The organism is Megasphaera sp. An286 (genome assembly GCF_002163455.1).
GTDB classification, from domain to species: domain Bacteria; phylum Bacillota; class Negativicutes; order Veillonellales; family Megasphaeraceae; genus Megasphaera; species Megasphaera stantonii.
Genome location: NZ_NFIY01000011.1, coordinates 1 through 15578, shown reverse-complemented (window position 1 = coordinate 15578; position 15578 = coordinate 1). Strand labels below are relative to the sequence as shown.

13 protein-coding genes and 3 tRNA genes are annotated in these 15578 nt (G+C 55.5%); 1 reads left to right on the top strand and 15 read right to left on the bottom strand.

The features are described from left to right. Positions 1 to 6 precede the first annotated feature (6 nt). The 11 genes from B5F80_RS06415 to B5F80_RS06365 form a co-directional block, all read right to left on the bottom strand. The gene (locus B5F80_RS06415; RefSeq protein WP_198947407.1) at positions 7 to 852 is read right to left on the bottom strand and encodes a DUF1385 domain-containing protein; all 846 of its coding nucleotides are present in this window, start codon (positions 850 to 852) and stop codon (positions 7 to 9) included. A 127-nt stretch (positions 853 to 979) separates the two neighbouring features. Beyond that, complete coding sequence (rpmE, locus tag B5F80_RS06410) at positions 980 to 1186, bottom strand: 50S ribosomal protein L31 (RefSeq protein WP_087477995.1); 207 nt, start codon at positions 1184 to 1186, stop codon at positions 980 to 982. A 115-nt stretch (positions 1187 to 1301) separates the two neighbouring features. Continuing rightward, positions 1302 to 1808 (bottom strand): anaerobic ribonucleoside-triphosphate reductase activating protein, encoded by a 507-nt coding sequence (gene nrdG, locus B5F80_RS06405; protein ID WP_087477994.1) that lies wholly within the window; start codon positions 1806 to 1808, stop codon positions 1302 to 1304. Positions 1809 to 1819: 11 nt separating this feature from the next. Next, entirely contained in the window at positions 1820 to 3970 is a 2151-nt protein-coding gene (gene nrdD / locus B5F80_RS06400; RefSeq protein ID WP_087477993.1) for an anaerobic ribonucleoside-triphosphate reductase, read from the bottom strand. A gap of 235 nt (positions 3971 to 4205) precedes the next feature. Next, complete coding sequence (locus tag B5F80_RS06395) at positions 4206 to 4910, bottom strand: tRNA threonylcarbamoyladenosine dehydratase (RefSeq protein ID WP_087477992.1); 705 nt, start codon at positions 4908 to 4910, stop codon at positions 4206 to 4208. Between the two features lie 3 nt (positions 4911 to 4913). Beyond that, on the bottom strand, positions 4914 to 5276 hold the full coding sequence (locus B5F80_RS06390) for a VOC family protein (RefSeq protein ID WP_087477991.1): 363 nt from the start codon (positions 5274 to 5276) through the stop codon (positions 4914 to 4916). A gap of 14 nt (positions 5277 to 5290) precedes the next feature. Further along, entirely contained in the window at positions 5291 to 5770 is a 480-nt protein-coding gene (locus tag B5F80_RS06385) for a YbaK/EbsC family protein (protein ID WP_087477990.1), read from the bottom strand. Positions 5771 to 5853: 83 nt separating this feature from the next. Beyond that, positions 5854 to 8898 (bottom strand): SMC family ATPase, encoded by a 3045-nt coding sequence (locus tag B5F80_RS06380; RefSeq protein ID WP_087477989.1) that lies wholly within the window; start codon positions 8896 to 8898, stop codon positions 5854 to 5856. Further along, positions 8895 to 10040: an exonuclease SbcCD subunit D gene (locus tag B5F80_RS06375; protein WP_087477988.1), complete on the bottom strand. Its 1146-nt coding sequence runs from the start codon at positions 10038 to 10040 to the stop codon at positions 8895 to 8897. Before B5F80_RS06375 ends, B5F80_RS06380 begins: the two co-directional genes overlap by 4 nt. Positions 10041 to 10053: 13 nt before the next feature. After that, complete coding sequence (locus B5F80_RS06370) at positions 10054 to 10887, bottom strand: deoxyribonuclease IV (RefSeq protein WP_087477987.1); 834 nt, start codon at positions 10885 to 10887, stop codon at positions 10054 to 10056. A 76-nt stretch (positions 10888 to 10963) separates the two neighbouring features. Next, entirely contained in the window at positions 10964 to 11374 is a 411-nt protein-coding gene (locus tag B5F80_RS06365; protein ID WP_087477986.1) for a Fur family transcriptional regulator, read from the bottom strand. Positions 11375 to 11559: 185 nt separating this feature from the next. Here B5F80_RS06365 and B5F80_RS06360 point away from each other — a divergent pair, with 185 nt between their 5' ends. Continuing rightward, positions 11560 to 13749, top strand: coding sequence for a Tex family protein (locus B5F80_RS06360; RefSeq protein WP_087477985.1), 2190 nt, complete (start codon positions 11560 to 11562; stop codon positions 13747 to 13749). A 107-nt stretch (positions 13750 to 13856) separates the two neighbouring features. Here B5F80_RS06360 and B5F80_RS06355 read toward each other — a convergent pair. The 4 genes from B5F80_RS06355 to B5F80_RS06340 form a co-directional block, all read right to left on the bottom strand. Further along, a tRNA-Val gene (locus B5F80_RS06355) sits at positions 13857 to 13932 on the bottom strand. Between the two features lie 6 nt (positions 13933 to 13938). Beyond that, positions 13939 to 14014: transfer RNA gene (locus B5F80_RS06350), tRNA-Glu, on the bottom strand. Position 14015: 1 nt separating this feature from the next. Then, positions 14016 to 14091 (bottom strand) — tRNA-Asn (locus B5F80_RS06345). A 146-nt stretch (positions 14092 to 14237) separates the two neighbouring features. After that, complete coding sequence (locus tag B5F80_RS06340) at positions 14238 to 15410, bottom strand: sugar transporter (protein WP_087477984.1); 1173 nt, start codon at positions 15408 to 15410, stop codon at positions 14238 to 14240. Positions 15411 to 15578: the final 168 nt, after the last annotated feature.

The following is a 15578-nucleotide window of genomic DNA, read 5'->3' as shown; positions in this document are numbered from 1 at the left end:
TATCCCTTAGCGAAGATCCGAATCAGCCTGCTCTTCCTGCTTTTCTTCCGGCTTAGCCGCTTCCAGAGCCCGAATGGCTACTTCGATCTGATCGTCGTGAGGCTCTCTCGTCGTCAAATACTGCAGCCACAGGCCCGGCTTGAACAAGGTCTGCAGCAGCGGGCTTTCCGTCCGGCTGGCCAGCCGTATCATTTCGTAGCTGATGCCGGCTACGACGGGCATGAGGACGATGCGCGACGCGACGCGCTCCAACAGGCTGGGCCAGCCCAAAAAGGCGAATACGAAAATCGACACGACCATGACGATGAGCAGGAAATTCGTACCGCAGCGCGGGTGAAGGCGGCTGTGGCGGCGGACGTTTTCCACCGTCAGCTCCTGTCCCGATTCGTAGGTCCAGATCGTCTTGTGTTCAGCGCCGTGGTACTCAAATACGCGCCGAATATCCTTCGTTAGGGATATGCCCCATATATACAATAAAAAAATAGCCAGCCGCAGCACGCCTTCTACGATATTCATCCACACGGCGCTGTGCTCGATGCCGGGAATAAATTTGACGGCGTACGTCGGGATGAGCAAAAAAAAGACGATAGCCAATACGATGGAAAAGGCCATCGTCAGGGCCATTTCCGTGTTGGTAATCTGTTCGTCTTCCTCTCCGGCAGCCTGCGCCGAATAGGACAAGCTCTTCATGCCGTACACCAGCGACTCGCACAGGGCGACGGTGCCGCGCAGGAAGGGCTTTTTCAGTATAGGATACCGCTCCGTAATCGAATGGACTGCATCCTTTTTCACGGTAATCTCGCCGGACGGCGTCCGGACCGCCGTGGCGATATACTCGGGGCCGCGCATCATGACGCCTTCGATGACGGCCTGTCCGCCTACATATATCTTCGTCTGCTTCACTGCTTGTCCCCCTTATTTATTTCTGCGTATACAAAGAGAGCAGAGCATCGCTGCTCTGCCGCCAACTTTGTACTTCTTATTTAGCTTTTTTACCATAACGTTTATTGAACTGTTCGATACGGCCGCGAGCCTGCTGTGCACGCTGCTGACCCGTAAAGAACGGATGGCATTTAGAGCAAATTTCAACGCGCAGTTCGGATTTCGTCGAACCGGTTTCAAACGTATTGCCGCAAGCGCACGTAACTACGGCAGTGCCGTACTTCGGATGAATACCTTCTTTCACTATTCACACCTCTTTCTTATCTATCATACCAAACCTATGCTAAGATAGTATAGCATAGTGCCCCATGAAATGCAAGGACATAAATTTACAAATTTTACGCTCCCTGCCCCGCACCTCATCTCCCGTCCGGCCAAAGGAGCACGGCTCTTCCGGCTTCGCGGCTTTTTGCCACGTCGATAATCCGCTGGTTCGACGAGCCGCGGAAATACAATCCCGGGTCCTTCAGGGCGTCGACGAAGGGGCCGTCAACGAGGACGTCGCAAGCCTCCAGCAGTGCTTTGCGGGCCGGCTGAGTCAGGATTTCTTCGTACAGAAATCCCGAATACACCCAGATGCTTTTTTCCGGCACGGCGCGGCGGACGGCCTGCACCAGCGCCAGCAGGTCCTTGGCATTTTCCATCGGCTCGCCGCCGAGCAAGGTCAGCCCGCTGTTCGTATCGTCCTGCAGGTAGGATATGAGCCGTTCAGTTTCGGCTGCCGTCCATTCGCTGCCGGCGTTAAAATCCTGATATTCTTCATTGAAGCAGTTGACACAGCGCCGGCTGCAGCCCGTCACAAATACGGTCGCCCGTATGCCCGGGCCGTTGGCGATGTCGTACTGCCTGATTTGTCCATATCTCATGGCCCCGCCTCCTAGATATGCAGGACGCGGTTCTTAATTTCCTGCGTTCGCCCTTCGTTCCAGAAGTTTTCGCCCAAATAGCCGCAGGTCCGCCGGATGACCGTCAGCTTGGAACGATCCCTGTTGTGGCAGCGCGGGCATTCCCATTCGTTGTCGCCGTTGAGGACGATTTCCCCGTCAAAGCCGCATTCGTGGCAGTAATCCAGCTTCGTGTTGAATTCAGCGTAGGTAATGCGGTCGTAAATATATTGGATCATCGTCAGGACGGCGGGAATGTTATGGACCATGTTCGGGATTTCTGCATAGCTGATGCAGCCCCCTGTCGATTTATCTTCAAATTCCGCTTCAAAGGCAAATTTGTCGAAGACGTTGATGGGCTCTCGGACGTCGACGTGGTAGCTGTTCGTGTAGTACCCCTTGTCGGTCACGTCCTTGATGACACCGAAGCGGGCCGTATCGATTTTGCAGAAGCGGTTCGTCAGGTTTTCCGCCGGCGTGCCGTACAGGGCGAAGCCGATGTTCGTCTCTTCCTTCCACCGCTTGATGTGGGCGTTGAATTCGTCCATGATGCGGTGGGCAAACCGTTTCCCTTCCGGAGCCGTATGGGAGCAGCCCTTCGTGAGAAGCGTCGCTTCGTAGATGCCGATATATCCCAGGGACAAGGTCGCATAGCCGCCGTACATAAATTTCTCAATCGATTCGCCCGGCTTGAGGCGGGCGATGGCCCCGTACTGCCAGTGAACGGGCGACACGTCGGACGTGATCTTTTTGAGCAGCTCTACGCGCAGCAGCAGGGCCTTTTTGCACAGCTCCAGCCGCTTATGGAGAATCTGGAAAAACTTGTCTTCGTCGCCGTCGGCCAGAATGCCGATTTGCGGCAGGTTAATCGACACGACGCCCATATTGAAGCGGCCGTCGAACTTATAGCGGCCCCTTTCGTCTTTCCAGGGGCTCAGGAAGGAGCGGCAGCCCATGGGGCTGAATACGTTGCCTTCGTAGGTTTCCCGCATCTTCTTGGCCGAAATATAGTCGGGATACATGCGCTTAGCGGTGCATTCGGCAGCCAGCTCGGTCAGATAGAAATAAGGGCTGCCCTTGCGGACGTTGTGCTCGTCCAATACGTATATCAATTTCGGAAAGGCCGGCGTGACGTAGACGTTGGCCTCGTTTTTGATGCCCTGAATGCGCTGGCGCAGCAGTTCCTCGTCGATGAGGGCCGCTTCCTTCGCGTATTCGTAGTCAGGCTGGAAATACATGAACAAGGTGACGAAGGGAGCCTGGCCGTTCGTGGTCATGAGCGTATTAATCTGGTACTGAATCGTCTGGATACCGTCCTTAATTTCCTTTTTCGTCCGCTTCCAGGCTATTTCTTCAGCCTTTTCCATATCCGGCTCGATGCCGTAGACTTCCTTCTGTTCTTCTACGACGGCTTCCATGTATTTGTTGAAGGACTTGCGGACGTAAGGAGCCAAAATGCGGTCGATGCCGTTGATGGACTGGCCGCCGTACTGGCCGCTGGCTACCTGGGCGATGATCTGCGTCGTCACCGTACAGGCTACCTGGAACGACTTCGGCGTGTCGATTTTCTTGCCGTTGATGACCGTGCCGTTGGCCAGCATGTCTTCCAGATTGATGAGGCAGCAGTTGAACATAGGCTGGATGATGTAATCCATGTCGTGGAAATGAATGGCCCCACTGTCGTGAGCCTGGACGATGTCGGCGGGAATGAGCTTGCGGCGGGCAATATCCTTGGACACCTCGCCGGCGATCAAATCGCGCTGCGTCGACACGACGTGGCCGTTTTTATTGGAATTTTCATCAAGGACCTCGAGATTGGTATTGTTCAGCAGGCCGAAGACATCTGAATCAGTCGTATTTGTCTGGCGCTTGAAGGCCTGAATGGCTTTGTAATTTTCATAGGCCCGGGCCGTCGCCGGATTGTTGTATTGAATCAAGCGGTAATACACCTGGTCTTCAATGGCGTAGATGGTCATATCCTTATGCATGGTCGAGGCATAGGCTTCAATCTCCCTGGCGATCTTCTCCGCCTGGCCTTCTTCATAAATGCCGCTGCTGCTGTTCATGGCTTTTTCTATAGCCGCGACGATCTTATTGCGGTCAAAGGGCGCCCTCTGCCCGTTGCGCTTGATGACTTCCAACATGTGTATACCTCCCACGATATAGTGTATATTTACCTGAAATCAACATTATATATACAATATATATGATTTATCTTCGTAAAACAGTGCAAACACATATTACTATATCTGGTATACGTTGTCAATCGCCTAATACTTGATACTGTTGTTATCAAGTCCTATCAAAAAGAGCGGCAAGCCTTCAAAAAACTGCGTTTCTGAAAGCCTGCCGCCTGTGTATAACTCGATAAAAAATTTTTTATGGGATTTGGAGAAGGTCCCGTACCACTGCTCCGGCTAAAATGAGTCCCGCTGCCGACGGCACAAAGGAAATACTGCCTATGCCGGAACAGCCCTCTTTCCGCCGTACCGGCTGGGGCAACTCTTTGGAATATACGACCTTGACGCGGCGGATATTCCGTTTTTTCAGCTCCTTCCGCATCACCTTGGCCAAGGGATCGACAGACGTCTTCTCGATCTCGGCAATTTCAAACAGCTCCGGATGGAGCTTATTCCCCGCCCCCATAGCGGAAATGACGGGAATACCGGCCTCATAGGCTTCTGCTATGATATCGACCTTCGCCGCTACTGTATCAATGGCGTCAACGACGTAATCGGCTCCCGACTGCGCAACCAAGCCCGGCCGCTCTGCCGGCAAGTAAAACACGTGATGCGTTTCGACGTCTATGTCCGGATTAATCGACAAAAACCGCTCCTTCATGACCTCGACCTTAGGCCGGCCAATAGCCGGCACAGTCGCCCCAAGCTGGCGGTTTACATTAGACGGGTCGTATACGTCGCCGTCGACGAGAATCAAGCGGCCGATGCCGGCCCGGCAAAGAGCCTCAGCCGCAAAGGAACCGACGCCGCCGACGCCGAACACCAGCACTGTTTTGCCCGCTAAGGCCTCTACCTTATCCCATCCCAGCAGCAGCGCCGTCCGCTGGGCGTATTCCTCCCTCACGGCTTACCGTTCCGGAACGACTTCCAGCCAGTAGCCGTCGGGGTCGACGATAAAATAAATGCCCATAGCCGGATTTTCATAGACGACACAGCCCATTTCCTTATGCTTGGCCAGGGCCGCATCCATATCCTTGACGGAAAAGGCCGTATGGAACTCGTTTTCGCCGAGATTATAGGGCTCTTTTCTGTCTTTGAGCCACGTCAGCTCCAGCTGGAAATCAGAAACGCCGTCGCCGAGATAAACAATCGTAAAATCAGGCTTTTCAATACGGCGCACTTCCGTAAGGCCCAGGGCTTCTTTGTAAAACTCCATGCTGCGCTGCAAGTCCAGCACGTTAAAATTAGTATGTCTGAATGTAAACTGCATGTGTAGGTTCCTCCTTATGCTTCTTCCTGCCAGCCCTTGGAAACGTCGACCCAGCCTTGAGACCGGGCGTAGAGTTCCAATTCCGGCAGCGTCAGTTCGATGGCGCTGTTGCCGCTGCCGCAGGCCGGAAAGACCGTTTCAAACCGCTTCAGCGATTCGTCCAGATATACGGTCACGCCGGGATTAACGGCAAAGGGGCAGACGCCGCCGACGGGATGTCCAATTAACCGTTCCACGTCGTCATGCTTGATCATCGTCGCCTTTTTATGGAACTGCGCCTTAAATTTATGATTGTCCACGCGGGCGTCGCCGGCAAACAATACTAAAATCGGCCCGTCGTCCAATAAAAACGACATAGATTTGGCGATGCGCTTGCCTTCCGTATGAAGGGCCGCCGCCGCTTCGTCGACAGTCGCGCTGGACTGATCCAGTTCCAACACGCGGTCAGCCATGCCCCACTGGGCGAAATACTCCCTTACCTTCTGAATAGACATCCTTTCTGTCCCCTCCTGTATCATAGCGTTATTAGGTTTCATTATATTACCATTTGGAAAGGGATTCAAATAATTTTTACGAATTACGGCAATTCGAAGTCAGCCGTACTGCCCCTGTCGGTCTTGTGGACGGCCAGGCGCGCGTCGATTCGCTCTTTCAGCTCCGGCACGTGGGAGATAATGCCGACGAGACGGCCGCCCTGCTTGAGCTCCATCAGGGCCTTTAAGGCGAAATCCAGCGTTTCTCCGTCGAGAGTACCGAATCCTTCGTCGATAAATATCGTATCGAGGTGAATGCCGCCGGAATAGGCCTGTACCACGTCGGCCAGTCCCAGGGCTAAGGCCAGGGAAGCCAAAAAGGTCTCGCCGCCGGAGAGCGTATTGGCCGGGCGGGCGTATCCCGTATAGTTGTCGAATACTTCGATATCCAGGCCGATGCGCCGCACGCGCTTGTCGTCCCACGAGCGGGAGCGCTGCAGCTCATACCGCCGGCGGCTCATCAAATCGAGGCGGGCGTTGGCCGCCGCCAAGACTTCGTCGAGCAGCGCTCCCAGCACATACCGCTCGAAGTTGACGCCCGTATGCTGGCCGGAAATCAGTTCATATATGGAACCGACTGCCTCATACCGAGCCGACAGCTCCGCTTGCTCTCCCTGCCAGGCGGCAATCTGCTCCCGCCCCCGACACAGCTCCTGTCGGCGTATCGCCGCGGCGGCACAGGATTCAGATAATCGCTGGCACAGCTTGTTCTTTTCATCAAGCTGCGCCTTATATACCGCCATATCCGGTTCCGGCTGCGTGGCGACGGCCTTTTCTTCCTGCGCTATCCGGCCCTGTATCTGCTGTACGTCCCGGTTATACTCGTCGACAGCCTGCTGCTCTCTGTCGATGGAACCTACGAAGGGCTGCAGTTCCCGGCATTGCTGCAGGCTTTCAATTCCAGCCTGTCGAACCCGATCCTTCAAATCGGCGGCGTACTCTTTATATTGCTTTCGCAGAGCCGTCACCTGCTCCTGCAGCAGGCGTTCCTGCTCCGTCCAGCGCGCAGCCTCCTTTTCGGCGTCAACGACGGCCTTTCGGCTTCGTTCTGCCTGCTCTTCATAGGCTTTAACGCGCTGGCTCAGATCAGCCATATGCCGTCTCAGTACGGCGGCGTCCCGATATTCTGCCGGTACGTCCGCTTCGGCCTGTTTCTTCGCCAACTGGCTCTGCGCGGCGGCGAGTCGAGCCGCTTCCGCCTGCTGGCGGGCCTGCTCTTCTTTTTGTATCCCTTCTTTTTGCTTCATCTCCCATTGCGTCACGGCGGCCCTCGTCCGTTCTGCCCGGGCGGCTTGTTCGCCCAAGAGGCTAACCTTCTGCTTCTGCGCGTCCAGCCGTACCCGCCATTGAGCGGACGTACATTCAAAAGGATACTGAGCGCGCAGGTCGTCGCGCTGCCGCTTCAGACTTTGGCACTCCGCCTGTACGCGCTGGAGCGTCAGTTCAGCCTGACGGCGCTCCTCATCGCGCTGCTGAACCTGCCGTTTCCGCGCTTCTACGTCCTCCTTCCGCGGCATATGGGCCGCCAAAGGAGCCGGCATGGGATGCTCCGTCGCGCCGCAAACAGGACAAGGCTCTCCTGCTTTCAGCTCCTTGGCCAGCAAAGCAGCCTGTCCCTGCAAAAACAAGGCTTGTACGCCTTCGTAATCCAACTGCGCCTGCGCCGCCCCGGCGGCAGCCCGGCTGCAGGTGTCCTCAACGGCCCGGCACGCTGTATCCCGCTGCGCGATTTCCTCGGACAAAGACTCTATCGACGCTTCCCGGCTCAGCCGTTCTTCCCAGGCGGCGGCCTGCCCTTTAGCCTGTTCCCACGCCGCGGCCAGCTCGGGCTGGTTAGCTACTTCTGCTCGTCCAGCGTCTATCCGGGCCTGCAAGGCCTCCCGTTCCTGCTGCAGTGCCGCCAATATCTCATCAGCATGCCGGCTCTGGTCCGCCAGCTTCCGGGCCCTGCGGCACAGCTCTCCATACTGCTCAGCTTTTTTCGCCATGTTCTGCAGCAGGACGAGCTGCCTTGCGTCGGCGTCATGAGCCGTGCCCTGCGCCTGCAGTACTTCTGCCTCTTTGCGCACGGCCTGAAGTCGCTGCAGCGCCCGTTCGGCTTGTACGGCAGCTTCGCCGGCTTTTTGGCCGGCAGCGACGCCCTGGGCCTGTATCTCGTCAAGCTGGCGGCACGGTTCCGCCAGCAGCTGTGCGCGGCGCAACACGTCGATATAAGCCTGTTTCTCCGCCATAGCTGTTTCCTGCTGACGCAGCTGATCCCGCAGCCTGCGGCTTTCCTTCAAATTCTGCCAATGGCTGTACACTACCTGCGCATCCTGGACTGTTTTCTGATAGACATCGCGGTCGGCTATGGCCGCGTCCAATTCGCCCTGACGCAGCCGTTGTTCTTCGTCTGCAGCTTGTTCCATAGCGGTCAGCGCCGCTGCATCGCCGGCTCCCAGGCTCTGCAAAAGCTGAGCAATGCGCTCCTTGCGCAAGTCGTACTGCGACAGGATATCGTCGTATTTTTCCTTTGCCAGCTCCTGCAGCCGGGCGTAGCGCTGGGTATGAAACAAGGTCTGCATAATCTGCTGGCGGTCCGCCGAGCTGGCCAGCAGCAAACGGCGGAAATCCCCCTGGGGCAGCAGGACGACCTGCCGGAACTGCTCGGCCTTAAAGCCCAGCAGCCGTTCCACCTCTTCGCCGACCTTTTTCGTCGCAATGACCGCCGTCTTTTCGCCCTTTTCGTCCACGGCGTATAAGGCGGCCGACGCCGCCGATTTCTTTAAGCCAGTGCCGCGCTTTTTCGCTATCTGCTGCTCCGGCCTTCGCTCGACGCAGTACCGCGCCGGCCCGATGGCAAAGGCAAAGACGACGTACGTCTCCTCTTCCGGCGAAGCATATTCACTGCGCATATGGGCGCCCGAGCGGCGGTTTCCGCTCGTTTCGCCGTACAGGGCATAGCACATCGCATCCAGTACCGTCGTCTTGCCGGCGCCGGTCGGCCCGTATATCAAAAACAGCTTATGATCTTCCAGCCGGCGGAAATCAATAACCTGACGCCCGGCATAGGGACCGAAGGCGTTCATTTCCAAATATAATGGTTTCACAACAAGCCGTCTCCTTCCCGCTGCAGCATATCCGTCCACAAGTCGTCCATGCAAGCCTGCTCGGCCTCCGTCAGCGGCCGGTCCGGCATCATGGCGGCGGCAAAGCTCTCAAACAGCTGCCGCTCCGTAGTCCTGCGCAGGTCGAAATCCCGCTCTCCCGTGCCGCCGCTTTGACGGTTCGGCATTTCCAGCGCCGCCGCTCGCGGATATTTCTGCCGCAGCTTAGACATGCCGTCCAGAATCGGAGCCGTATCGGTCAGGCGGAACAGGATATAGTCGTCGGTATGCAAGTCTTCGCCGGCCATGATATCCTCAAACAAGCCCTCGACGACGCGTACGTCATGGCAGGGAGAAAAGGGCAAAAACGACGTCGCCGTCCCGCCCTTTTCGTCTATATCCACGATGACGGCTCCTTTTTTCTGCCTCCATTCGCCGAAGGAATATTTCAGCAGGCTGCCGGCATAGCGCACGTTCGGCCCGCCCACCTGCTGCGGCCCGTGGAGATGGCCCAGAGCCGTATACGTATAGTCGGAAAACAAGGCCGGCGAAACGGCGTCGCTTCCGCCGATCGACAACGGGCGTTCTGAATCGCTGCTTTCGCCGCCGGCAGCGAAGACATGGGCGACGCAGACCGTCCGCATCGCCGTTCCGGCGCGCCGGCTGTCTATGAAACGGGCTAAGGCGTCCTCATGGCTGCGGATCGTATCGTCGCCGAAATACAACCTGGCCGCTGCCGGCTCGATAAACGGCAGGAGCACAAAGGCCACGGGTCCATAGGCGTCATGCAGGACGACCGGCCCGATCAGCTTGTCGAGTTCCCCGGCAATATAAAACCCCTGTTTTTCCAGCATCCGGCTGCCGAAGGACAGGCGGGCCGCGCTGTCATGATTGCCGCTGATGACGAAAAAGGGAACCCCCGCTTCCGCCGTAATCTTCGTCGCGATTTCATCAAACAAGGCCACGGCGTCTGCCGGCGGCAAGCTGCGGTCGTATACGTCGCCGGCCAGCACGACGGCGTCGATGCCCTCGTCCCGGATCATCGGCAGAAGCTGTTCCGTCAGCACATAGGCCTGGTCGTCCGTCAGGTAATCGCCGTAAAATAGTTTTCCTAAATGCCAATCTGCCGTATGCAGAATCCGCATAGGCAATCCCTCCTTATTCGCAGTATAAATCCCGCAGCATAGCGATTTCCCTGGCGTAGCCGTCTAACTCGTTAGGAGTTTCCAGATAAAACGGCAGCGTCCGCAGGGCCGGATGGTTGATAATCTTCCGAAATGCCTCCAGTCCGATATGGCCTTCGCCGATTTTTTCATGCCGGTCCTTGCGGCTGCCCAGGGGATTCTTGCTGTCGTTGATATGAACGGCCTTCAGCCGCTCCAATCCGATAAGGCGGTCAAACTGCTCCAGCACCTCATCCAGGCGCTCCGTAATGTCATAGCCGCCGTCAAATACGTGGCACGTATCCAGGCAGACGCCTACCTTATCAGAAAATTGCACCTTGTCGATAATAGCCGCCAGCTCTTCAAAGCTGCGGCCTACTTCCGTCCCCTTGCCGGCCATGGTTTCCAGCAGCACCGTCGTCCTTTGTCCTGAAAACATGCATTGGTTCATCATGGACGCAATGAGGCGGATTCCCTCGTCCGCGCCCTGCCCGACGTGGCTGCCGGGATGAAAATTGTAGCGGCAGTTATCCAGATATTCCAGCCGCTGCAAATCCTCGCTCATCGCTTCGACGGCAAACTGCCGCGTTCGCTCCGTCTTGGAGCAGCCGTTGAGCGTATACGGCGCATGGGCCAGAATAGGCGCAAAATCATGGGCCGCCATGAGCTCGTTCAGCTGCTTCATATCGTCTATATCCAGCTTTCGGACACTGCCGCCGCGGGGATTGCGCGTAAAAAACTGAAACGTATCGGCGCCGATGGTCAGAGCTTCCTCGCCCATATGGCGAAAGCCCTGGGAAACGGACAGATGACATCCTATATGCAGCATATTTCTTCACCTCGCATAAGAAAAAGGCTGCAGCAAATAGTATGTCACTTCGCTGCAGCGCTCTTCGTATTTTTTATTATTCTGCCTCCTGGCAGTCCTTGCATACACCCAGGAAAGACAAACTCACGCCGCTAACAGAAAATCCTGTCTGCGCCTCGGCCTGTCTGGCCAGCTGGCCTTCGTCGATATCGACGTCGAGCACGCGGTTGCATTTGACGCACCGTATATGGGCGTGCTGGGATGTATTATAATCGTAGCGGTGGGCGTCTTCGCCGCACTGCAAAATTTTTACTACGCCGATTTTTGCAAAAATCTCCATGGTCTTGTACACCGTCGCCAAGCTCATCGATGGATACTGGGGCTGGAGCTGCTGGTAAATGGATTCTGCGTTGGGATGGGTCATATTATGATCGATCGCATCGTATACAGCCAGCCGCTGCGGCGTAACCTTGTAGCCGTTACTCCGTAATAATTCGGCAATATTCATATCGTTTCCCCCCTTTTGTGCAAGGATACTGAGCATACTAACTAAACATATAATATGCGAAAGTATTCTCTATTACATTGTAACGGTTATTAATAGATTTTTCAATATAAATAGATAAAATTTTTTAATTTGACGAATACAAAATTTGCAAGCATAATATATACTGTATTAGAAAGGAGTTTTCCATGACAGACCAACACATTATTCAAACAATCGCTCATACGATACACGTGTCAGAAAAGCAAATCCAGACGGCCCTGAGCCTCCTGCAAAGCGGCAACACGATTCCCTTTATCGCCCGTTACCGCAAGGAAGCGACGGGTATGCTGAACGAAATACAGCTGCGCCAAATCCAGGAGCAGTACGAATATGAACAAGCCCTGTCCAGCCGCCGCGAAGCCGTACGCCAGTCCATTATGGAGCAAGGCCAGTGGACGGAAGAATTAGGACGTCTCCTAGACCAGGCCGGCAAGCTGCAGGAAATCGAAGACCTTTACATGCCTTATAAGCCGAAAAAACGGACAAAAGCGTCCATGGCCCGCGACGCCGGGCTGGAGCCGCTGGCCGACATCTTCTGGCGGCAGGATCCCCACGGGCCGTCTCCGGAAGAGGCCGCCGCATCTTACCTGAATGAAACGATACCGACAATCGAAGACGCCATTGCCGGCGCGGCCAATATTTTAGCGGAACGCATGTCCGAGCTTGCGCCGTACCGTCAGTATCTCCGCCGCGCCTTGTGGAAAACGTCAAAGCTGGAATGCGCCCTGTTAGTCGAAGAGGACGAAGCCAAGGCCATGCTGACCTATAAGGACTTCAGCGGCCGCATCGCCTCCCTTCCCAGCCACCGCATACTGGCCATCAACCGAGGAGAAGCGCAGAAGCTGCTGAAGGTAACTCTGACCGACACGCCGGACGCCAACATCGGCAAGCTCATACAAGACGTAACGGTCTGCAATTCGCCTTACGGGCAGATCATCGCCGCAGCAGCAGCCGACAGCTATAAGCGCCTCATCTTCCCCCAGTTGGAACGGGAAATCCGCAGCGACCTGACAGAACGGGCCGAAAAGCAGGCCATTTCTATCTTCGCCAAGAACCTGCGCAGCCTGCTCCTCCAGCCGCCCTTTGCCGGACAGGTAATCTTAGGCCTGGACCCGGGATACCGCACGGGCTGCAAGGCCGCCGTCATCGACGCGACGGGCAACGTCCTCGATTACGGCGTCTGCTATTTGACCGGCTCGGAAAAACAGCGCCGCGCCAGCGCCGACACCCTCCTGAGCATGATTCAAAATCACGGCGTAACGCTCTTATCTATCGGAAACGGCACGGCCTCTTATGAAACGGAGCAGTTCGTAGCCAGCCTCATTCAGGAAAACGACTTATCCTGCCGCTACATCATCGCCAACGAATCAGGCGCGTCGGTCTACTCTGCGTCCGATCTGGCTAGGGAAGAGCTGCCCGACCTGGATGTCACCATCCGCGGAGCCGTATCCATTGCCCGCCGGATTCAGGATCCCCTGGCAGAGGCCGTCAAAATCGACCCGAAATCAATCGGCGTCGGCCAATATCAGCACGACGTCAACCAAAAGTCCTTATCAGCCGCCCTGGACGCCGTCGTCGAATCCGTCGTCAACTACGTCGGCGTCGACCTCAACACGGCGTCGGCAGCCCTGCTGCAGCATGTATCGGGCTTGACGGCGGCCACGGCGGCCAATATCGTCGCCTACCGCAAGGAAAACGGCCCCTTTCACAGCCGGCAGGAGCTGCTGTCGGTCAACCGCTTAGGCCCGGCTACCTTTACGCAGTGCGCCGGCTTCCTGCGCATTAAAGGCGGCGACGAACCCTTGGACAACACGTCGGTCCATCCCGAATCGTACGAGCTGACAGAAAAAATCATCAGCCATTATGGCCTGACGAAAGCAGACCTCCACGACGAAGAGAAACTCCGCGCCCTGCAAAGCAAGGTGCAGATGAACGCCGTCCCTGTCCTGGCCGCCAAATTCCAGGCCGGCGAGCCGACGATCCGCGATATCCTGGAAGAGCTGCGCAAGCCGGGCCGCGACGTCCGCAGCGAATTTCCCTTGCCGCTGACGCGCCGCAACGTCGTATCTCTGGACGAATTAAAAATAGGAACCGTCGTCCGCGGCACCGTCCACAACGTCGTCGACTTCGGCGCGTTCGTCGACTTCGGCTTAAAGACACCGGGGCTGATTCACCGCTCCGAGCTGTGCAATCATCCCTTCCGCCACCCGACCGACGTCATCAGCGTCGGAGACGTCGTCGATGCCGTCATCATCTCCGTCGACAGCTCCCGCGGCCGCGTCGGCTTATCGATCAAAAAATTAAAGCAATCCCTGAAAAAACCAACAGAATCCTGACACAACAGCCAGATGTGCCCCGGCATATCTGGCTGTTTTCCATATTAAAGTATATCTCCGTATACGAAAAAAACGCTAGTGCATCACTGCACTAGCGCTCTCGAGTCTGGTGGGCGATAACAGGATCGAACTGCTGACATCCTGCTTGTAAGGCAGGCGCTCTCCCAGCTGAGCTAATCGCCCAAATAGTGGTGACCCCTACGGGATTCGAACCCATGTTCTCGCCGTGAAAGGGCGGTGTCTTAAACCACTTGACCAAGGGGCCATGGCTCCTCAAGTAGGACTCGAACCTACGACAAATCGGTTAACAGCCGATTGCTCTACCGACTGAGCTATTGAGGAATAACTCATGTGTTCTCACTGGAACGATATTTATTATACTAGTAAGAAAGAAAAAATGCAAGTACTTTTTTGAAATTTTTTTGATGAATTCTGACGCCTCTATGTCCCAGCCTGCTCGCCGGCCTTATACATCCATTTTACCGCAATTACCCTTGTTTCAGCCGTTTGATAAAGCTGAAAATACAATACGCCGACGCAGCAGCCGCCAAGCCGCCTCCGGCATAGCCGATATAGGCAATAGAACTGTACGTAGAAACCATGCCGCCAATCCAGGTGCCGCTGCCGATTCCCAAGTTGAAGATGCCGGAAAAAATAGACATCGCCACGGCAGCCGCGCTGAGAGACGTATGCTGAATTAGTTCGGCCTGGAAAGATACGTTGAAAATCGTAGCAGCCATGCCGAGGACCGCGCATAATATCATGACGGCATACAAGCTGCCTGAAGCCGCGTGCAGCAATAATGGCGGCACAGCCATGCAGATAAACGACAGGCGAAGCATTCCGAAGCGAAAATGGCCGTAGCCGCGCGAAAACAAGACGCTGCCGCCTAATCCGCTGAGGCCGAAAAGAATCAGCGTCAAAGTAATCCTCTCTTCCGACATACCGCCAATCTGCTGCAAAAACGGTTCGATATAGCTGTAACTCGTATAATATGCCGTCGCCATGACTACGGTCAGCCCATATAAACGAATCAAGACGGGATTTTTAACGAGCTCCGGCAGCTGCCGTACCGAGAAAGCCGAGCGGCTGGGAATCTGCGGAAATACGCGCCATATATAAACCAAGGTGAGAAAAGATATGATGCCGATCGTCAAAAAGGTCATGCGCCAGCCAATATACAAGCCGATGACGCGGCCTAAAGGCAGGCCTAAAATCATCGCGATAGAAGTTCCCGTCGCCACCATGCTCAGCGCCGTCGAGCGATGTTCCTTTTCTACGAGCTGAACGGCCATAGGAGCCGCAATAGACCAAAAGACGGAATGAGCGCAGGCCACGCAGATGCGCGACGCCGTCAGCAATGCATATTGGCTGGAAAAAGCCGATAGTGCCTGCCCCAGACAAAACATGCCCAGCGTCATCAGCAGCAGCTTGCGGTATTCTACCTTGCAGGCCAGCAGCATGAGCGGCAGAGATAAAATCGTAACCGCCCAGGAATAGGCCGATATCATGACGCCGGCCTGCGCTTCGGTAATCTGAAAATCCGAAGCGATGCTCGTCAGCAGTCCAATCGGCATAAATTCCGACGTATTAAATAAAAAAGCCGAAACGGTAATCCCCGCCAGAGGCAGAAATTGACGCAATGAAATACGGTGGTTCATAAAAAAACGACATCTCCTGATATAGCTAAGAATTGAACTTCCCTATCATATAAAATTTTAAGGTAAATTGCAAGTTGAATTTGAACAACCATAATCAGGAAACACACTCACTAGCATAAACTTCATCGAGGAATGCATCAAATAGCTCTGACGGCGTATGGTAGCCCA